17 protein-coding genes, 1 pseudogene and 1 riboswitch are annotated in these 17,823 nt (G+C 73.8%); of the genes and pseudogenes, 6 read left to right on the forward strand and 12 right to left on the reverse strand.

Features of this window, described 5'->3' with window-relative positions:
• The first annotated feature begins 116 nt into the window (after nucleotides 1-116).
• Complete coding sequence (locus tag ACY0MR_RS02050) at nucleotides 117-1,391, forward strand: serine hydrolase domain-containing protein (RefSeq protein ID WP_404081140.1); 1,275 nt, start codon at nucleotides 117-119, stop codon at nucleotides 1,389-1,391.
• Between the two features lie 14 nt (nucleotides 1,392-1,405).
• Here the strand turns inward: ACY0MR_RS02050 and ACY0MR_RS02055 are convergent, their stop codons facing one another.
• From ACY0MR_RS02055 to ACY0MR_RS02075, 5 genes and pseudogenes are all read right to left on the reverse strand, one after another.
• Nucleotides 1,406-1,939, reverse strand: coding sequence for a GNAT family N-acetyltransferase (locus tag ACY0MR_RS02055; RefSeq protein WP_361851466.1), 534 nt, complete (start codon nucleotides 1,937-1,939; stop codon nucleotides 1,406-1,408).
• Between the two features lie 53 nt (nucleotides 1,940-1,992).
• A complete protein-coding gene (locus ACY0MR_RS02060) occupies nucleotides 1,993-2,565 on the reverse strand; it encodes a hypothetical protein (protein ID WP_473558647.1) in 573 nt (190 codons plus the stop codon).
• A 7-nt stretch (nucleotides 2,566-2,572) separates the two neighbouring features.
• On the reverse strand, nucleotides 2,573-3,601 hold the full coding sequence (locus ACY0MR_RS02065) for a serine/threonine dehydratase (protein ID WP_404081143.1): 1,029 nt from the start codon (nucleotides 3,599-3,601) through the stop codon (nucleotides 2,573-2,575).
• 291 nt (nucleotides 3,602-3,892) lie between these two features.
• Nucleotides 3,893-4,096: pseudogene (locus ACY0MR_RS02070) on the reverse strand (S8 family serine peptidase); the annotation flags it as partial.
• A 39-nt stretch (nucleotides 4,097-4,135) separates the two neighbouring features.
• The gene (locus ACY0MR_RS02075; RefSeq protein WP_473558650.1) at nucleotides 4,136-4,939 is read right to left on the reverse strand and encodes an alpha/beta fold hydrolase; all 804 of its coding nucleotides are present in this window, start codon (nucleotides 4,937-4,939) and stop codon (nucleotides 4,136-4,138) included.
• A gap of 121 nt (nucleotides 4,940-5,060) precedes the next feature.
• On the opposite strand from ACY0MR_RS02075, the gene ACY0MR_RS02080 reads away from it, so the two are divergent.
• Nucleotides 5,061-5,498, forward strand: a complete 438-nt coding sequence (locus tag ACY0MR_RS02080; protein WP_404081149.1) for a nitroreductase family deazaflavin-dependent oxidoreductase — start codon at nucleotides 5,061-5,063, stop codon at nucleotides 5,496-5,498.
• Here ACY0MR_RS02080 and ACY0MR_RS02085 read toward each other — a convergent pair.
• Nucleotides 5,495-6,496, reverse strand: coding sequence for a DMT family transporter (locus ACY0MR_RS02085; protein ID WP_473558652.1), 1,002 nt, complete (start codon nucleotides 6,494-6,496; stop codon nucleotides 5,495-5,497). The two genes, ACY0MR_RS02080 and ACY0MR_RS02085, sit on opposite strands and share 4 nt — an antisense overlap.
• A gap of 72 nt (nucleotides 6,497-6,568) precedes the next feature.
• Between ACY0MR_RS02085 and ACY0MR_RS02090 the strand changes: the two genes are divergently transcribed.
• Nucleotides 6,569-7,450 (forward strand): LysR family transcriptional regulator, encoded by an 882-nt coding sequence (locus ACY0MR_RS02090; RefSeq protein WP_473558654.1) that lies wholly within the window; start codon nucleotides 6,569-6,571, stop codon nucleotides 7,448-7,450.
• 27 nt (nucleotides 7,451-7,477) lie between these two features.
• Here ACY0MR_RS02090 and ACY0MR_RS02095 read toward each other — a convergent pair whose 3' ends face one another.
• Together ACY0MR_RS02095 and ACY0MR_RS02100 are read right to left on the reverse strand one after the other, a co-directional pair.
• Entirely contained in the window at nucleotides 7,478-8,314 is an 837-nt protein-coding gene (locus ACY0MR_RS02095; protein ID WP_388800020.1) for a class II fructose-bisphosphate aldolase, read from the reverse strand.
• Nucleotides 8,315-8,421: 107 nt separating this feature from the next.
• Entirely contained in the window at nucleotides 8,422-9,345 is a 924-nt protein-coding gene (locus ACY0MR_RS02100; protein WP_388800017.1) for an SIS domain-containing protein, read from the reverse strand.
• A gap of 148 nt (nucleotides 9,346-9,493) precedes the next feature.
• On the opposite strand from ACY0MR_RS02100, the gene ACY0MR_RS02105 reads away from it, so the two are divergent.
• Together ACY0MR_RS02105 and ACY0MR_RS02110 are read left to right on the forward strand one after the other, a co-directional pair.
• Complete coding sequence (locus ACY0MR_RS02105) at nucleotides 9,494-10,306, forward strand: DeoR/GlpR family DNA-binding transcription regulator (RefSeq protein WP_361851483.1); 813 nt, start codon at nucleotides 9,494-9,496, stop codon at nucleotides 10,304-10,306.
• A 177-nt stretch (nucleotides 10,307-10,483) separates the two neighbouring features.
• A complete protein-coding gene (locus tag ACY0MR_RS02110; protein WP_473558656.1) occupies nucleotides 10,484-12,508 on the forward strand; it encodes a phosphocholine-specific phospholipase C in 2,025 nt (674 codons plus the stop codon).
• Nucleotides 12,509-12,572: 64 nt separating this feature from the next.
• On the opposite strand, the gene ACY0MR_RS02115 is transcribed toward ACY0MR_RS02110, so the two are convergent.
• Nucleotides 12,573-13,205 (reverse strand): DUF6197 family protein, encoded by a 633-nt coding sequence (locus ACY0MR_RS02115; protein WP_388800011.1) that lies wholly within the window; start codon nucleotides 13,203-13,205, stop codon nucleotides 12,573-12,575.
• Between the two features lie 340 nt (nucleotides 13,206-13,545).
• Nucleotides 13,546-13,729: riboswitch (cyclic di-AMP (ydaO/yuaA leader) on the forward strand.
• 5 nt (nucleotides 13,730-13,734) lie between these two features.
• Between ACY0MR_RS02115 and ACY0MR_RS02120 the strand changes: the two genes are divergently transcribed.
• A complete protein-coding gene (locus ACY0MR_RS02120) occupies nucleotides 13,735-14,604 on the forward strand; it encodes a LysM peptidoglycan-binding domain-containing protein (protein WP_473558657.1) in 870 nt (289 codons plus the stop codon).
• Here the strand turns inward: ACY0MR_RS02120 and ACY0MR_RS02125 are convergent.
• From ACY0MR_RS02125 to ACY0MR_RS02135, 3 genes are all read right to left on the reverse strand, one after another.
• On the reverse strand, nucleotides 14,598-15,887 hold the full coding sequence (locus ACY0MR_RS02125; RefSeq protein ID WP_473558659.1) for an alpha/beta family hydrolase: 1,290 nt from the start codon (nucleotides 15,885-15,887) through the stop codon (nucleotides 14,598-14,600). The genes ACY0MR_RS02120 and ACY0MR_RS02125 overlap by 7 nt on opposite strands.
• A 117-nt stretch (nucleotides 15,888-16,004) precedes the next feature.
• A complete protein-coding gene (locus tag ACY0MR_RS02130) occupies nucleotides 16,005-16,601 on the reverse strand; it encodes an LURP-one-related family protein (RefSeq protein WP_473558661.1) in 597 nt (198 codons plus the stop codon).
• A gap of 326 nt (nucleotides 16,602-16,927) precedes the next feature.
• Nucleotides 16,928-17,692, reverse strand: a complete 765-nt coding sequence (locus tag ACY0MR_RS02135) for an alpha/beta fold hydrolase (protein ID WP_388799999.1) — start codon at nucleotides 17,690-17,692, stop codon at nucleotides 16,928-16,930.
• Nucleotides 17,693-17,823 lie beyond the last annotated feature (131 nt).

Here is a 17,823-nt window from a genome sequence, read left to right on the forward strand (position 1 = left end):
GCACTCATGATCCATGGGTCCCGGGGCCCGGCCTCGCGGCCGGGTGCCCCCGCGCCCCGCGGCACGCGTCGGGCGCGCGCCGCGTCGAACGATTCGGAAGAAGTCGAGGAATCACCGTGCCCCTGTCGTCGCACCGACGCCTGGCCGTGAGTGCCACCCTGGCCGCCGCGCTCGCCGCCGGCCTCACCCCCGCCACCAGCGCGTTCGCCGCTCCCGCGGCACCCGTCCCGGCCACCGCCGCCACGACGCCCGCGGTCCCCGCACCCGACATGGACGGCGTCGTCGCGGCGCTGGACTCGGCCATGGCCAAGGGCGCTCCGGGCGCGATGGCCCGCTTCACCGGTCCCGACGGCGTCCGGACCCGTACGGTCGGCGTCCAGGACCGGGTCTCGGGCACGCCCATGACCATCCGGTCCCGCTTCCGGATCGGCAGCGTCAGCAAGACGTTCTCCACCGTCGTCCTGCTGCAGCTGGTGGAGGAGGGCCGGCTGGAACTGGACGCGCCGGTGAACCGGTTCCTCCCCGGTCTGCTCCCCGACGACCGCATCACGGTCCGTCACCTGCTCACCCACCGCAGCGGTCTCGCCGACTACACGAACGCGATGTTCGAGCACACGGTGCCGGGCTTCGAGTCGGTGCGGAACCGGGTGTTCAGCTACCAGGAGCTCGTCGACCTCTCCCTCGCCGAGCCCCGGACCACCGAGCCGGGCGTGTCCTACGCGTACTCGAACACCAACTTCGTAGTGGTCGGCATGCTCATCGAGAAGGCCACCGGTCGTCCCGTGGCCGACGCGTACGAGCGCCGCATCTTCAAGCCGCTGAAGCTCCGCAACACCTCGTACGTGCACCCCGACACCCGGATCCGGGGCACGCACGTGCGCGGCTACCTCCACCCGGACGAGGAGGGCGGCGCCCTGGTGGACTCCACGGAGCAGACCGTCTCCTGGGCCCAGTCCGCCGGGGCCGTCATCTCCGACCCCGCCGACCTGAACACCTTCACGAGCGCGCTGCTGCGCGGCCGGCTGCTGTCCCCGGCGATGCGGGAGGCCATGACGACGGTCACGCCGACCGACGCCACCAACACCCGTTTCTACGGCCTCGGTCTGCGCCGCTACGACCTGTCGTGCGGCACCCGGGTCTACGGGCACACCGGCACGGTGCAGGGCTTCTACACGTACGCCTTCTCGACCGGCGACGGGCGCCGCAGTCTCGCCGCGACGGCGAACACCTCGAACCGCGGTGCCGTCAACACGGCGCTCGGCGGGACGCTGGAGGCCGCGTTCTGCGGCAAGAAGCCGGCTCCCGCGGCGTCCTCGCGGTCCGCCGCCCCGTCCACGGCCCGCGACCTCACGTCGCTGCCGGCGGAGCGGGACCTGCCCGAGCGCCGCTGAGCCGGTCCGGGGCGTCAGGCCTCGTACTCGGTGAGGTCGATCGCGTAGATCCGCAGGGGGACGTCGAAGACCGGGTGGGTCGTCTCGCGTTCCCCGGTCATGCCGAGCTTGCCGATGACGTTCTCGGAGGCCCGGTTGCTGATGTGGGTGATCGCGACGACCCGGTCGAGGCCGCGGTCCTGGAGTGCGAACTCCAGGACCGCGTGCGCGGCCTCGGAGGCGTACCCCTGTCCCCAGTACTGGCGGCCCAGCCGCCAGCCGATCTCCACGTCCGGCATCGCCTCGGGGAGGAACTCGGGCACGGACAGGCCGGCGAAGCCGATGAGTTCGCCCGAGGCGAGGAGCTCGACGGCGAAGATGCCGAAGCCCTCCTCGTCCCACTCCTCCTCGTACCGCTCGATGTCCTCGGCGGTCTCCTCCAGGTCCCGGACCGAACCGTCCCCGATCCAGCGCATCACCTCGGGATCGGCGTTGATCTCGGCCAGCGGGACAAGGTCGTCGTCGTTCCAGGGCCGGAGCAGGAGACGGGGGGTGCGAATCTCGGTCATGCCTCCATCCTGACGCACGGGAGGAGCACCCCGCGCCACCGGCCTCCCGCTGCTCAGCCGGGCAGGGGCGCCACCACATGACCGGTGACCGAGCACACCCAGGCCGCACCCTCGGGCGTACGGGCGGCGTGGGGGCCGGTGCGGTGGTCGGGGCAGAGCGGCCAGACCAGCAGCTCGCGGTCGGCGAGGTGGCACTGGACCCCCTCCGCGGCCGACACGGCGATGTCGACCGGGTCGAGGCCTCCCACGGTCTCGTGGCCGACCGAGACGCGGCCGATGCCGCCGGGAATGTCGGACCACTCGTGGCGCACGGGCACGTCGAGGGGGCGGCCGGTGTCCCGGCGCGCCCGGGCGAGCAGCGCGGCCACGACGCGCTCGGCGTGGATCCGCCGGTGCTCGTCCACGAGGGGCGCGAAGAGCGCCGCGGGGACGGCGCCGTTCTCGGCGAAGCCGGTCCGGAGGAACGCCCGACCGCCCGGCGAGCCGAGCTCCGCCTCGGCGTCGAGGTCGAGGGCGTGCGAGAGGCTCCGGAGCCAGGCCAGGAACGCCGGGTCGTCGGAGGCGGGGAGGGCGGCCTCGGCGCGGGCGGCCTCGGGCGGCACGGCTTCGGGGTGGTCGTGGTCCACGGCGGCGCTACTCCCCGGCCGCGAGGTCGCCGGGGTCCGTGTTGGCGCCGCAGAGGACGACGCAGACCGTCTCCCCGGGGGCCGGCCGGTAGGCGTGGTCCGCCGTGCCGTGCCCGGCCGGTGCGGTGAGGGCGGCCAGGGCGGTGGCGGCGGCGTGTTCGACGGCGAGGCGGCGGTCGTCCCACAGCGCGCGGCGGGCGCGGACGATCTCGGCGTCCGGCACCAGGACGGTGCGGACGCCGTCCCGTCGGGCGGTCGCCAGGGCGGTGGCGGAGGCCCGGCGGGCGCCGAGCGAGTCGGCGGCGACGGAGTCGACGGCCGTGTCGACGGGGTGTCCGGCCCGGAGGGCGGCGTCGAGCGCCCGGCAGTTCTCGGGTTCGACGGCGACGGTGCGGATGCCGTGGTGCAGGGCTGCGGTGGCGACGCCGGCGAGGAGACCGCCGCCGCCGACGGCGACCACGACGGTGTCGAGGTCCGGGATCCGGTCGCGGATCTCGTCGAGCAGGGTGCCGGCTCCCGCGGCGATCAGCGGATGGTCGTACGCGTGGGAGGCGAGGGCCCCGGTGTCGGCCGCGAACGCCTCGCAGGCGGCGAGCGCTTCGGCGTACTCGGTGCCGACGAGCCGGACGTCGGCCCCGTAGCCGGCGAGTCGGTCGGCCTTGACCTTCGGCGCGGTGGTCGGCAGGAAGACGGTGGCGGGGACGCCCTGGCGCAGCGCGGCCCAGGCGCAGGCGAGCCCGGCGTTGCCGCCGGAGGCGATGGTGACGCCGGCGTCGGGCAGGGTGCCCGCCTCCCGGTGGCTGAGGAGGAAGTTCTGCGCTCCGCGGGCCTTGAAGGAGCCGGTGTGCTGCAGGTGCTCCAGGGCGAGGTGGAGGGTGTAGGTCTCCGCGCCGGGCCCGGCGTCGGCCACCGTGACCGGGCGGACCTGTCCGGCGATCCGGTCGGCGGCACGCCGGACGTCGGCGTAGGCGAGGGGCGTGGACACGGCGGACTCCCGGTCGGAGGGCCCGGGGGTGGAGGGGAACGGAGCGCTCATGACCGCGATCCTCTCAGGACGCGGTCCTCCGCGGGGTCGGGTCCCTGCTCGGGGGCGGGGCCCTTCCCGGGTCGGGTCCCTGGGCGGGGTCGGGTCCCGCTCGGGGTCGGGTCCCGCTCGGGGTCGGGTCCCGCTCGGGGTCGGGTCCCCGCGTGGGGCCGGGCGCCGGCGTGGGCTCGGGTCCTCCGCGGAGTGCGCATCCCTCCCGGCGTGTGGGGCCCTCGCGAGGTCCGGACGGGGGCCGTCCCGGAGGCGCCGGCTGCCTCCGGGACGGTCGTGTCCGCGGGCGGGTTACGGGACTATCCGCAGGAGCCGGTTGGGGGAACCGCTGCCCGGCGAGGTCACCTTGCCCGCCGTCGCGCCGTTCACGAGGGCGGTGGCCACCTGCGCGGGGGTGGCGGAGAGGTGGATCGCGGCGGCGCCGGCGACGTGCGGGGCGGCCATGGAGGTGCCCGAGATGGTGTGGGTGGCGGTGTCGCTCGTGCCCTCGCCTGCCTGCGACTATGGCTCCCTAACTGACATTGCGGACACCCCCTAGCGCGTGCTCGGCCGCACGGGCGCGGACCGGGCCGGGCCGTCCCCGAGAGCGCGACCGAGGGCCAGCGCGAAGCCCTCGGGGTTGTCCAGCGACATGTTGTGCCCCGCCCCGGGGATCTCCACGACCGGGATCCCCCACCCGGCCGCCCTCTCCGCGCCCGGGTCCGGGAGACTCGACCGCCCGACCAGGTACGTCCGGGGGATCCCGAGCCCCGCGAGGAGGTCACCGGGCGCCGGCGTGCTCCCTTCGACCAGGGCGACGGCGCTGCGGTGCACCGCCAGCGGGTCGGCCAGCCGCATCCGGGCCGCGTAGTCGGGACGGAACGCGAGGGCGACCATCCGGGCGAACCCGGTCGCCACGAACGTCTCCTCGTCCTGTGCCGCCACGGGTGTGCTGAACGCTCCCCCGCCCCCGTACAGGTTCGGCTCCGCCACCACGAGCCGCGCCACGAGCTCCGGACGCGAGGCCGCCAGATGGATCGTCACCGCACCGCCCATGGAGTGGCCGACGAGGTCCACCCCCGTCAGCCCGAGATGGTCGAGGACCGCCGCGACCGCCGCCGCCTGGGACTCCATGCGGTAGTCGAAGTCCGCGGGCCGGTCGCTCAGCCCGTACCCGAGCAGGTCCACGAGCAGAGCCCGGCCGCCGCCGAGCGCCGGGTGCGCCGCGATGTGCGCGAAGTCGGAGGCCGCGGTGCACCCGAGGCCGTGGACGAACACCCGCACGGGCCCGTCCCCCTCACCCGGCAGGTCGATCCATCGGATGTGGGCCCGCTGTTCGGCGAGGAACAATTCCCGCATGCTGTGCGCTCTCCCTGTGTCGTACACGTTCTTTCGTCACGTCGGGGGCCAGCCTAGGAGTCCGGCACCGACGGTGCCGGGACGGGCCGACGGCCGTACCGGATCAAGGAGAGGGATGCACATGCCGCTCGAAGGTGAATACGAGCCCAGCCCGGAGAAGTGGGTGCGCGACCAGGTCGAGTTGTACGAGTCCTCCGGCGGCACCAAGGGGACGACCATGCGCGGCATGCCCGTCGTCCTGGTCACCAACCGCGGCGCGAAGAGCGGCAAGCTCCGCAAGACCCCGCTCATGCGCGTCGAGCACGAGGGGGCTTACGCCCTCGTCGCCTCGAACGGAGGGGCCGTCAAGCACCCCGTCTGGTACCACAACCTCGTCGCCTCGCCCCTCGTCGAGGTCCGCGACGGCACCCGGTCGTGGGACATGAGGGCCCGTCTGGTCACCGGCGAGGAGCGCGCGGCGTGGTGGGAGCGGGCGGTCGCGGCCTTCCCCGACTACGCCGACTACCAGCTCAAGACGGAGCGCGAGATCCCGGTGTTCGTGGTCGAGCCGATCGCCTAGGGGGTGTCGCGTCGATCGGGCGCGGCCTGATCGGCGCGACACCCCCTGGAGCCCGCGGAACCGGACCCGGTGGGCCCGGGAAGGCCGGGACCGGACCGGGCGGGACCGTTCGTTCGGGCCCGCCCGGCCGGCCCGGGCCGCCTCCGCGGCCGCGTCAGCCCCACTCCGACCAGGACGACCGCCATCCCCGCGACCACCCGCGCGGTCAGCGGTTCGCCGAGCACCAGCGCGCCCAGGCCCACCGACACGACCGGCAGCAGATAGCCGACCGTGGCGGCCGCGGTCGGGCCCTCCTCCGCGATCATCCGGTAGTTCAGATGGAACGTGAGGCCGGTGGCGAGGACCCCGAGGGCGGCGACCGCCAGCAGCCCTTCCCCGGTCACCGCCCCCGCTCCCCCGGTGGCGAGCGCGGGCGTGCTCAGGCCGGTCGCCGCCAGGAGTTGGGCGGCCGAGAGCGCCAGCGGCGCGGTGCCGCGGCCGGCGAGGCGCCGGGCCATGTAGGCGAAGGCCACCGCGTAGCTCGCGGAGGCGCCGAGGAGGGCGAGGGCGCCCCAGCTCGTCAGGCCCGAGCCGTGGCTCCAGGGCGCGAAGATCACCAGCACGCCGGCGAAGCCGAGACCGAGGCCGGCCGCGCGGCCGGCGCGCAAGGGGCGTTCGGTGCCCAGCGCCAGGCCGATGAGCAGGGACCAGAGCGGGGTCGTCGCGTTGAGCACGCCCGCCACTCCGCTGTCCACGGTCTGCTCCCCGACCGAGAAGAGCAGGAACGGCAGCGCGTTGCAGAAGAAGGCGGCCACGCCGAGCCGGCCCCAGGTCGCCCGGTCCCTCGGCAGCCGCTGCCCCGCCGCGCACGCGAGCACGAGGAGCACCGCGGCGCCGAGCGCGCAGCGGACGAGGGTGATCCACCCCGGGGTGAGGCCCTCGTTGAGGGAGATCTTGATCCAGAGGAAGCCCGAGCCCCAGAGCAGGGCCAGCACGCCCATGCGTGTCGCCGACGTCATGACGCCACGGTCCCGCGCACCCATCCGGCAGGACAAGCGATGAATCATGGAGTGAGCGTTAAGCTGTGCTACATGCTGGATGTGAGACGCCTGCAGGTGCTCCGGGCCGTCGTGACCAGCGGCTCGGTGACCGCCGCCGCCGCGAACCTCGGCTACACGCCCTCCGCCGTGAGCCAGCAGATCGGCGTCCTGGAGAAGGAGGCGGGCATCGCCCTGCTCGAACGGTTCGGCCGGGGGGTGCGGCCCACCGCCGCCGGGCGGCTGCTCACGGAGCACGCGGCCGTCATCGGCCGCCAGGTCGCGGAGGCCGAGACGGCGCTCGCGGATCTGCGGGCGGGCCGCACCGGGCAGGTCTCGGTGCGCTACTTCGCCACGGCGGGGGCGGACCTCGTGGCCCCCGCCCTGGCACGGTTCCGGGTCGAGCACCCGGGCGTACGCGTCGACCTGAGGATCGCCGACGGCGCGCCGCCCGACGGGGAGGCGGACCTGACGCTCGTCGTACGCCCCCGCGGCGCCCGGCCGGACTCGGAGGGCGACGGCCTCCGGCTGGTCCATCTGCTCGACGATCCCTATCGCGCCGTGCTGCCCAAGGGGCACGCGCTGGCCGAGCGCCGGGCCGCCGTCGACCTGGCCGAGCTCGCCGGCGAGCCGTGGGTGGGGAGCGAGCGCCCCGGCCCCTGCCTGGACGTGGTCCTGGACGCCTGCGCGGCGGCCGGGTTCACCCCCGACATCGCGGTGGAGTGCGAGGAGTACGCCACCGCGCAGGGGTTCGTCGCGGCCGGTCTCGGGGTCGGTCTGGTCCCCCTGACGGGGCTGGGCAGCCGCCATCCGCACGTGGTCGTCCGCAAGGTCCGCGGGCCCGAACCGGTGCGGTCGATCCACGCGGCGGTGCGGAAGTCCTCGCTGTCCCTTCCCGCCGTCCGCGGCCTCCTCGCGGCGCTCCAGGGCGTCTGACCCGCCGCGACGGGGACGTCCGCCGGCTCAGGCGGGTGACAGGACCGTGAGGAGGTGGGCCACCTCCCGTGCCACGGCGGCGCGCGCCGGGGTCAGGTAGTGGCGGGGGTCCACGGCCTCGGGGTGCTCGGCCAGATGGGTGCGTACGGCGCCGGTGAACGCCTTGTTGAGGTGGGTGGAGACGTTCACCTTGGTCATGCCCGCGGCGACGGCGGCGGTGAGGTCCGTGTCCGAGACGCCCGAGGAGCCGTGCAGCACGAGCGGCGTGTCGACGGCGGCGCGCAGACGCGCGATGAGGTCGAAGTCCAGGACCGCGTCCCGGGTCAGCATCTGGTGGGAACTGCCGACCGCGACGGCGAGGGCGTCGACCCCGGTGGCCGCGACGAAGGCCCGGGCCTCGTCCGGGTCGGTCCGGACGCCGGGGGTGTGGGCGCCGCCCTTGCCGCCGACCTCGCCGAGTTCCGCCTCGACCCAGACGCCGTGCTGGTGGCAGTGCTCGACGACCTCACGGGTCGCGGCCACGTTCTCCGCGTAGGGGAGCTTCGAGGCGTCGAACATGACGGAGCCCAGGCCGAGTCCGACGGCCTCGCGGACGAGGTCGGGGTTCTCGGCGTGGTCGAGGTGGACGGCGACGGGGGTCTTCGCCGCGCGGGCGACGGCGAGCGAGGCCAGGGCGACCGGCTCCAGGGCCCCGTGGTAGCGGACGGTGTTCTCGCTGATCTGGAGCACGACGGGGCGGTCGGTGCTCTCGGCGCCGGCCACGATGGCCTGGGCGTGTTCGATCTGGAGGACGTTGAACGCCCCCACACCGGTGCCCGCCGCGCGGGCGCGGCGGACGATCTCATCGGTCGGCGTCAACGGCATGGTGGTCCTTCTCCGGTGGGGTGAACGGTTGCGGGGACGGCGGGCGGCGCCGGGACGGCGGGCGGCGCCGGCGTGACGGCCGAGGGCCGCGTCGCGGGTTGGCGGGGTCAGGCCTGGGCGTCGGCGAGGACGACCGACCGGGTGAGGTTGCGCGGGGTGTCGGGGTTGAGGCCCTGGGCCTCGGCGACCGCCACCGCAAGCCGCTGGGCGCGGATCAGGTCGGCGAGCGGGTCGAGGTCGCTCTCGGCGAGGGTGCCGCCGACCTTGCGCACCTCGTCCGCGAGTCCGGCGGGCAGGGCGCCGAAGCCCCAGGTGACGCGCCCGGGCCCGGTGATGCTGATGGGGCCGTGGCGGTACTCCATCGCCGGGTACGCCTCCGTCCACGCGCCCGCGGCCTCGCGCATCTTCAGTCCGGCCTCCAGGGCGAGGCCGTAGGTCCAGCCCATGCCGAGGAAGGTGAACTGCTCGGCCGCGCGGACGTCCTCGCCGAGCGGGGAGACCAGGGCCAGTTCGGCGTCCCGCGCCGCCTCCTCGACGGTGGCCACCCCGTCCGGCAGGGCGCCCTCGGCTTCGAGGTGCGCACGGAAGAGGGCCAGCGCCGTGGTCGCGAAACGGGTCTGGACCACCGACTCCTCGTCGGCGAAGTCCAGCACGGCGACCTCGTCGGCGAGGTCCATGACCGGGGTCGTGGGGTCGGCCGTGACCGCACCCGTGGGGATCGCGCCGCGCAGCCGGGAGAGGACGGCGAGGACCTCGCTGGTGGTGCCGGAGCGGGTGATGGCCACGACCCGGTCGTAACCGCGGCCGTAGGGGAACTCCGAGGCGGCGAAGGCGTCGGTCTCCCCGTGGCCGCCGGACTCGCGCAGTTCGGCATAGGCCAGGGCCATGAACCAGGAGGTGCCGCACCCGATCACCGCCACGCGCTCGCCCCGCCGGGGCAGCGCGGAGGTGTGCTGGGGCAGCGTGCGGGCGGCCTGACGCCAGGTCGCCGGCTGGGAGGCGATCTCCACGGCGGTCCGAGTGGTGCTCATGCCGGTCTCCTTGCAAGAAGAGTGCACTCATATGATGGAAGTTGCTTGAAGTCGATGTCATTCAAGCAGAAACATGCATGGACTTTCCAGGTCCCGCGCCTGTCGGCGGATAGAATCGGACGCGCGCACGAGCCCGAGGGAGGGACCCATGTCCAAGCACGAGCGGTGGAACACGCTCCTTGAACTGCTCGCCGCCTCGGGGAAGCTGGAGGTCGAGGAGGCCGCGACCGCGCTCGACGTCTCCGCCGCCACCATCCGGCGGGACCTCGACGAGCTCGCCGAGCAGCAGCTGTTGATACGGACGCGGGGCGGGGCGGTCGCGCACGGCGTCTCGTACGAGCTGCCGCTGCGCTACAAGTCGACGCGGCACGCGGCGGAGAAGCGGCGGATCGCGGAGGCGGCCGCCGATCTGATCGCCCCCGGCGAGGTCGTGGGACTCAACGGCGGCACCACCACGACCGAGGTGGCGCGCGCCCTCGCCCTGCGGTTCGCGAGCGGCCGGGCGGACACCGCGGGGACGGCGGGCCCCGCGCCCTCCGGGCCCGCGCTGACGGTGGTCACCAACGCGCTCAACATCGCGGGCGAGCTCGCGGTGCGCCCGCAGATCAAGATCGTCACCACCGGCGGGGTCGCACGCCCCCAGACCTACGAACTCGTGGGCCCCCTGACGGTCGGCGTGCTCAACGAGGTCGTGCTCGACGTGGTCGTGCTGGGAGTCGACGGGGTCGACCCCGGCCTGGGCGTGATGGCGCACCAGGAGGACGAGGCGAGCATCAGCCGGCTCTTCGCCGAGCGGGCGAGCCGGGTCGTCGTGGTGACCGACTCCTCGAAGATGGGACGCCGGGCCTTCGCGCGGATCTGCGGTCTGGACCGGATCGACCTCCTCGTGACGGACACGGGCATCGACGCGGAGGCGGTCGCCGAGCTCACCGAGGCCGGGGTGAAGGTCCTCACCGTCTGAGTCGCCGGACTCCATTGGTACGCGGTCGAACCAATTCCGCGAGCGCCGGAGCATTGATCCCTGACGCCCCCGCTTGTTAACCCAGCAATTACCGCACGGATGTATACCTTTGGATCCGGCTCCCCCATCATGTCTTCGACGTGCCGCCGGGGCACGCCGCGACAGGAGAGGCGGAGCATGATTCCCATCAGCCGCAGGGGGTTCGTCGGAATCGGCGCGGGGCTCGTGGCCGGGGCGGCACTGCCGACGGCCCGCGCCTCCGCCGCCGCGCGCTCGGCGACCGGCACGCTCACCGACGTCCGGCACGTGGTGATCCTGATGCAGGAGAACCGCAGCTTCGACCACTACTTCGGGACCCTCCGCGGCGTACGCGGCTTCGGCGACCGCGCCGCGGGGAACATCCCCGGCGGCTGGGGCATGTTCAACCAGCCCAACTGGGGCGGCCGCCAGTACCCCTGGAAGCTCAGCGACACCCCGCCCGCCGGAGGCGTGGACGGCGAGACCCTGGCCCAGTGCAACGGCGACCTGCCGCACAGCTGGACCTCGCAGCACGCCGCCTGGAACAAGGGCCGCCTCGACAACTGGGTCACCGGCGTGGGCAACACCCGGTCGCTCGGGCACCTGGACCGCGAGGACATCCCGTTCCACCACGCGCTCGCCGACCAGTACACCGTCTGCGACGCGTACTTCTGTTCGGCACTGAGCGCCACCGGACCCAACCGCACGTTCCTGTGGAGCGGGAGGATCGACGCCTCCAGCAAGGACGGCGGCGACGAGTCGGGCCTGACCTGGGAGACGTACGCCGAGGCGCTCCAGCGGGCCGGAGTGAGCTGGAAGGTCTACCAGAACGCCCAGGACAACTACGGGGACAACGGTCTCGCCTACTTCAAGAGGTTCACCGACGCGCGCCCCGGGGATCCGCTGTACGACCGCGGCATGGGCTCGGTCCCCCGGGTGACCGGCTCGACCCCGGACGACATCGCCGCCGCGATCCGCGCGGACGTCGTCGCGGGCACCCTGCCCCAGGTGTCCTGGGTGGTCGCGAACGAGGCGTTCTCCGAGCATCCCTACGCGCCCCCCGGGGACGGCGCCCACTTCGTCGACCTCGTCTACCGGGCGCTCACCGCCGACGCCGAGGTGTTCGACTCGACCGTGCTGTTCCTCAACTACGACGAGAACGACGGCTTCTTCGACCACGTGCCCCCGCCCGTCGCCCCGCCGGGCACCCCGGGCGAGTACCTGGACGGCGTGCCGATCGGCCTGGGCTTCCGCGTCCCCATGATTGTCATGTCCCCGTGGACCCGGGGCGGCTGGGTGAGCTCCGAGGTCTTCGACCACACGTCGGTCCTTCGCTTCATGGAGAGCTGGACGGCGGCCCTCGGCACTCCGGCCGCCTGCCCGAACATCAGCGCCTGGCGGCGGAAGGTGACGGGTGACCTCACCGGCGTCTTCGATTTCGCCCGCCCCGTGTACGGCGTGCCGGCCGGACTCCCCTCCACGGCGAAGGTGATCGGCCAGGCGACCTGCGCCCCGCTGCCGAACCCGGCCCCGCAGAACAACGCCCAGCCGGCCCAGGAGCCGGGCGTCCGGCCCGCCCGCGCACTGCCGTACCAGGTGAACGGCAACCTCGACCGCTTCGAGTTCGGGGCCGCCGGCAAGATCCTGGCCTGGTTCTCGATGACGAACCAGGGCGCCGAGGCCAAGCGGGCGGCGCACTTCTCCATCCATCCCCACCAGCACCGCGACACGGCCGCCTGGCAGTACACCGTCGACGCGGGCGGAACGGCGACCGACTACTTCAACATCGGCCTGGGGTCGGGTTCCGGCAAGTACGACATCTCGATGATGGGCCCCAACCGCTTCCTGCGCCGGTTCGTCGGGGACGCCTCCAAGGCGGGCAAGGCGGTCGAGGTGGCCGCCCGGTTCGCGACCGAGGCGGGCACCGGGCGGACGGCCCTGTGGTTCCGGATGACCAACGCCTCGGCCGGGCCGGTGACGTTCACGATCCGTTCGAACGCCTACCGCACCGACGGCCCCTGGACCTACACCGTCCCCGCGGGCTCCTCGCGCGAGGACCACTTCAACGCCGTCGCCTACAACGACGGCTGGTACGACTTCACGATACTGGCCGACATCGACGGAACCTGGTCGCGCCGGTACACCGGCCACATCGAGACCGGGGCCCCGAGCGTCACCGGCTGAGCACGCCGCACGGCGGAGGGGCGGCACCCCTCCGCCGTGCGCGGCCCTCCCCGCGGACGGCCCCTCAGCGGCCCGCCTCCGCGGCACGGCGGATCGTGGCGTCGAGCAGGTCCACGGCGTCGGCCGCCGTGCGGCCCGGGGCCCGGTTCCACGGCCCGATCAGGTCGTGCCACCCCCGGGCACGGAGCTCCGTCATGATCCAGGCGGCGGCCTCGTTCATCGTCGTCGCGCTGCCGTGGCCGAGACGGTGCGCGGCGAGGAGCGCACCGCAGACGCAGCGGGCCCCGCGGGCGTCGCGCAGCTTGTACGGGGCGTTCTGCCAGCCCCACTCGGTCAGCACCAGGCGCGCGTAGCCGAGGTGGACCGAGGGGCGCAGCTCGGGCCGGCCGACGCGACGCCAGACGTGCAGCCGGTCGGGCAGGACGGCGGCGAGCCGGCCGGGCAGCCGGCGCTCGGCGGGAGGGGGCGGCGGCAGGGCGTCGAGCGCGTCGGCGACGAGCCGCTCCACCGGAACGGAGAGGAGGGTGCGCCACTCCTCCTCGGCGGGCGCGGGCGGCGTCCGGTCGGTCCAGTCGGCGACGACGCGCTGCCAGGTGGCGCTGTCGAAGAGGGCGGCGGCCTCGCGGTCGAGGGCGTCCGGGTCGAGGCCTTCGGGGGCGAGGCCTTCGGGGTGCAGCAGGGGGGCGGAGGGCGACATCCGGGCGGCTCCTCGGTCGGGGTCTTCACCTTTCATGAAGAATGTCGGTTTCACGACGTATGCCCTTGAGTGCCCCCGCGGCCGACCCTGCCTTTCCAACCCGTTGCGCCACCAATGGAATTAACCAGAACATTCGGACATAGGGCACCTGGTGACGCGACTCACTCCGCCGGGAACGCGCCGGTGATCGACATTCCCGCAGGCCTTACCGGGCAAGGAAGTTCGATCCGCCGACGTCAGGGGCGATCATGAATTCCGGTAATTCGGTGATCCTTTCACCGACTTCCGGACTCAGATCCTCTTGTTCTCCGTCGCACAGGTGGCCTACGGTCACCTCCATTCGAGCGGATCGCCGAATCCTGCCACTGCTCGAAATACCTCCCTTTCACCCGACGGCAGGAGCGGGGGACCCACGAATACGCCGGCCCGGATTCCGGAACGGCTCGGGGTGAAGCCGCGTGCGCGCGGCCGGACATCTCCAGTCCGAACCCGACAGCTCACCCCGAAGGCGCCGGAGAGGAATCCCGTCATGCCTGCTCACGGTAAGCACCGCCGTCCCCGCCGCCCCGTCTCCCGTGGACTCGCGCTGGTCGGCACGGGTGGCGCCGCCCTCGCCCTCCCGCTGATCGCCCCGGCCGTGGCCGGCGCCGCGCCCGTCTCCGGAGCCCCGCAGATCGCGCCGAAGGCCATCACCGCCCCGGTCGCCGCCAAGGCCGCACCGAAGGTGCCCGCCGCCAAGGCCGCAGCGCGCACCTACACGGTCGTCAGCGGTGACTCGCTTTCCCTCATCGCGCAGAAGAAGGGAATTCAGGGCGGCTGGAAGGGCCTTTACCAGGCGAACAAGAGCGCCGTGGGTGACAATCCGTCACTCATTCACCCGGGCCTTGAACTGACGCTTCATCGGAGTTCGGCCAAGGCCGCCCCGGCAGAGGCGAAGAAGACCGCTTCGGCCGAACGGGCGAGCCGCTCCGAGCGCCGCAGCGCCGCCCCGGCCGCCGCCGGCACCGGCGCCTCGGCCGCCGCCCCCGCCGCGGCGTCCGCCCCGGTCCAGGCGGCGCCCGTCGCCGCCACCCAGTACGCGGACAACCTCGACGGCTGGATCCGCGAGTCGCTGGACATCATGGCCCAGCGCGGCATCCCCGGCTCCTACGAGGGGATCCACCGCAACATCATGCGCGAGTCCTCCGGCAACCCCCAGGCCATCAACCTCTGGGACTCCAACGCCGTGGCCGGCACCCCCTCCAAGGGCCTGCTCCAGGTGATCGAGCCGACCTTCCTCGCCTACCACGTGCCCGGCACCTCGACGGACCTGTTCGACCCGGTCGCCAACATCACCGCCGCCTGCAACTACGCGGCCGACCGCTACGGCTCCATCGACAACGTCAACGGCGCCTACTGAGCACGGAAGTGCCCGGTGAACCAGGAGGTGGCGAGCTCCGCCACCTCCTCCAGGGCGCCGGGCTCCTCGAAGAGGTGCGTGGCGCCCTCCACGACCTCCAGCCGGCTCTCGCAGCGGAGCAGCGACTCCGCCCGCCGGTTGAGGTCGAGGACCAGCGCGTCCCGCCCTCCGACGACAAGGAGCGTCGGGGCCTTCACCCGCGCCAGGTGGTCGGCCGCGAGGTCCGGCCGACCACCGCGTGACACGACGGCGGCCACCGGGGAGTCGGGGTCGCCCGCCGCCCAGAGCGCGGCCGCCGCTCCCGTACTGGCCCCGAAGCAGCCCAGCGGAAGGCCCGCGCTCTCCGGCCGCCCCGCGAGCCACTCCGTGGCCCGGGCCAGCCTCCCGGCGAGCAGCGGGGTGTCGAAGACGTGCGCCCGGTCCCCCGCCTCCCCCTCGGTGAGGAGGTCGAACAGCAGGGTGCCGAGGCCCGCCCGGTTGAGAGCGGCCGCCACCGCCCGGTTCCGGGGGCTGTGCCGGCTGCTCCCGCTCCCGTGGGCGAACAGGACGACGCCCAGGGCGTCCTCGGGCACCGCGAGCCGCCCCGCCAGCGTGACGCGGTCGTCCACGGGGATCCGAACGTCCCCGTCCCGGACGACCGGCCCGTGCGCGGCCCGGATCCGGTCCAGACAGGCCACGACCTCCGCGTCCGGGGTCTGGCTGAAGTCCCCGTAGAACTGTCCGATCGCCGAGAACGCCTCGGGCGCGTGCACGCTCACCGTCTCGTCGGCCTCGCCCCCGAGTCTCGCCTTCCACCCGCGGGGCGCCACCGGCACCGCCAGGACGATCCGCCCCGCGCCCCGGGCCCGCACCACCCGGCAGGCCGCGAGCGCCGTGGCGCCCGTGGCGAGTCCGTCGTCCACGATCAGGACGGTCCGGCCCTCCAGCGGCACGGAGGGTCTGCTGCCCCGGTAGCGGTCGGCCCGCTGGTCGAGCTCCGCGTGCTCGCGCCGCTCGACCGCCGCGAGGTCCCGCGCCCCCACCCCGGCCTCGGCCAGCACCCGCTCGTTCACCACGCGCACACCGCCCTCGCCGAGCGCGCCCATCGCCAGCTCGGGCTGCCGGGGCACCCCCAGCTTCCGGACGAGGCAGACGTCCAGCGGGGCGTCCAGGGCATCGGCCACCTCCGCCGCCACCGGGACCCCGCCGCGCGGCAGACCGAGCACCACGAGGTCATGTCCCCTGAGGTGGTCGAGGCGGGCGGCCAGCTGCCGACCGGCATCGGTGCGATCACTGAAGAGCATGGGCCCGCGTCCTTCCGCCCGCACGGCTCCGCGCGGGGAGAGGAGCGCCCCGCTCGGTCCCCCGCCCGTCCCTCCAGGGTAAGGCGCGCCTTCCCGCGCGGTCGGGTGAGCGGCCGGTCAGCGGGACTGGAGGGCGTCGAGCGCGACGGCCTGGGCTATCGCGAGGCGCCGGTCGAGCTCGGGGTCCGCTATGTCCAGCACGTACCGGTCGCGGAGCCCGAAGACCTTGTCGACCGACATCACCGCGCGGCCCGACTCGGTGAAGTCGAAGTGGTACGGCACGACGAAGGGCAGCAGGTCGGTGAAGGGGAGCAGCTCCCAGGCGCGCCGCAGCAGCGCGATGCCCCCGCTGCGCTCCCGGCCTGTGGTCTCCCCCTCGGCCCCCTCGCGGCTGAGGTGCCAGGTGCTGCGCAGCAGGGAGGCCCCGAAGTTCTTGCGGAAGCCGCCCAGCCGGGTGCCGGACGCGCCGTGCACGTCGTAGGTCGCACCGAGGTCGATCACCTGGCGGGCCTTGAAGGTGAAGAGGACCTGGCGCTGGGACTCGTCGGTGTAGAAGGTGACCTGCTCCTTGAACGCCATCCTCTTCTGGTGGGCGAAGGCGACGAGCTCCCCCTCGGCCCCGTCCGCTCCCTCGGTGTGCACGAGGTAGCGGTTGGCCATGGGCGTCACCTTCTGCCGGACGAGGAAACGGTGCTGCGTCTGCGCGAGGCCCATCGGACGTGCTCCTGCCGATCGTGGGCGGCCCGTCGGAGGCCCGCCCCATGAGGTCGTGAGCACGATGATCCGGCCCGTGGAGGTCCCGCCGCTGTCCTCGAAAGTCGTCGTCCCGCGAGACGTTCGGATGAGAGGCGGAGGAGAGGCGGAGCGGACGCCCCGGGCGTCGCCCCGCCTCCCCTGGACCTCCTCCTGAACGTGACCCTCACCCTGAACCTGACCGTGAGGCCTCAGTCGCCCAGGCGCCGCCCGGCCCGTCCGTCCTTCGTCCAGTCGGCCCAGCCCCTCCCGCCGAGCCCGGCCGGGCCGGGGGCCGGCCCGTCCCGTCAGGCCGCGAGGAAGGCCTCGATGGCCTCCGCGAGGGCCTGCGGGGTCTCCTCGGGCGCGTAGTGGCCGGCGTCCTTGATGACCTCCAGGCGCGCGTTGGGGTACCAGCGCAGCCAGGTCGCCTCCATCGCCGCGGCCCCGAGCGCCGGGTCGTGGGCGCCGACGACGAGCAGGACCGGAGCCGGGTTGTCGCGCACGCGCTCGTGGAAGTCGGTGCGCGACCAGGAGTCCAGGTAGGCGCGGAAGGCGGTGGCGGAGGAGCGTCGGACGGAGCGCTCGACCAGGGTGCTCAGCCAGGCGTCGTCGTACCGGCCGCCGGTGGTGGTGTCGATGATCGCGCGGCGGTTGCCGGCCTCCTCGGCGGCGCCGGCGAAGAGGTCCCAGGTGTCGCCGTCCATGGGGAAGCCGGCCGCCGAGACGGGCGAGATCCCGATGATCGAACGGACGCGTTCGGGCGCCTCCAGGAGCATCAGCTGCGCCGCCTTGCCGCCCATCGAGTGACCCACGACGGAGAAGGAGTCCCAGCCGAGGTCGTCCGCGACCGCGAGCGCGTCCGCCGCGACCTCCTCCATCGTGTAGGCCCCCGCGTGGTCGACGGCTTCGCCGTAGCCGCGGCAGTCGACGAAGGCGTAGGTGCCGGCGGCGTCGTCCAGATGGGCCCGCAGCGGGGCGAAGCTGGTGCGGTCGCCGAACCAGTTGTGCAGCACGAGGGCCCTCCTCGGTCCCGCGCCCTGCACCTCGTACGGAAGAACCCGGTCGGTCATCCTGTCCCCTGGTCGTGAAGTGGGTGCCGTGCGCCCGCGGCGCCGGTCGACGACCGAGTGTGACGGTACGGACGCAGGGGGTCAACACCCCCTGCCGCCCCGACGGCCGTGCGGGACGGGGCCCGGGATGC

The organism is Streptomyces sp. JN8, from assembly GCF_055808075.1.

Bases quoted from the DNA above. Each gene is read 5' to 3' on its own strand.
- ACY0MR_RS02055 (WP_361851466.1), bottom strand. From the start codon at position 1,939: ATGACCGAGATTCGCACCCCCCGTCTCCTGCTCCGGCCCTGGAACGAC.
- ACY0MR_RS02065 (WP_404081143.1), bottom strand. From the start codon at position 3,601: ATGAGCGCTCCGTTCCCCTCCACCCCCGGGCCCTCCGACCGGGAGTCC.
- ACY0MR_RS02075 (WP_473558650.1), bottom strand. From the start codon at position 4,939: ATGCGGGAATTGTTCCTCGCCGAACAGCGGGCCCACATCCGATGGATC.
- ACY0MR_RS02080 (WP_404081149.1), top strand. From the start codon at position 5,061: ATGCCGCTCGAAGGTGAATACGAGCCCAGCCCGGAGAAGTGGGTGCGC.
- ACY0MR_RS02085 (WP_473558652.1), bottom strand. From the start codon at position 6,496: ATGACGTCGGCGACACGCATGGGCGTGCTGGCCCTGCTCTGGGGCTCG.
- ACY0MR_RS02090 (WP_473558654.1), top strand. From the start codon at position 6,569: ATGCTGGATGTGAGACGCCTGCAGGTGCTCCGGGCCGTCGTGACCAGC.
- ACY0MR_RS02095 (WP_388800020.1), bottom strand. From the start codon at position 8,314: ATGCCGTTGACGCCGACCGATGAGATCGTCCGCCGCGCCCGCGCGGCG.
- ACY0MR_RS02100 (WP_388800017.1), bottom strand. From the start codon at position 9,345: ATGAGCACCACTCGGACCGCCGTGGAGATCGCCTCCCAGCCGGCGACC.
- ACY0MR_RS02105 (WP_361851483.1), top strand. From the start codon at position 9,494: ATGTCCAAGCACGAGCGGTGGAACACGCTCCTTGAACTGCTCGCCGCC.
- ACY0MR_RS02110 (WP_473558656.1), top strand. From the start codon at position 10,484: ATGATTCCCATCAGCCGCAGGGGGTTCGTCGGAATCGGCGCGGGGCTC.
- ACY0MR_RS02115 (WP_388800011.1), bottom strand. From the start codon at position 13,205: ATGTCGCCCTCCGCCCCCCTGCTGCACCCCGAAGGCCTCGCCCCCGAA.
- ACY0MR_RS02120 (WP_473558657.1), top strand. From the start codon at position 13,735: ATGCCTGCTCACGGTAAGCACCGCCGTCCCCGCCGCCCCGTCTCCCGT.
- ACY0MR_RS02125 (WP_473558659.1), bottom strand. From the start codon at position 15,887: ATGCTCTTCAGTGATCGCACCGATGCCGGTCGGCAGCTGGCCGCCCGC.
- ACY0MR_RS02130 (WP_473558661.1), bottom strand. From the start codon at position 16,601: ATGGGCCTCGCGCAGACGCAGCACCGTTTCCTCGTCCGGCAGAAGGTG.
- ACY0MR_RS02135 (WP_388799999.1), bottom strand. From the start codon at position 17,692: ATGACCGACCGGGTTCTTCCGTACGAGGTGCAGGGCGCGGGACCGAGG.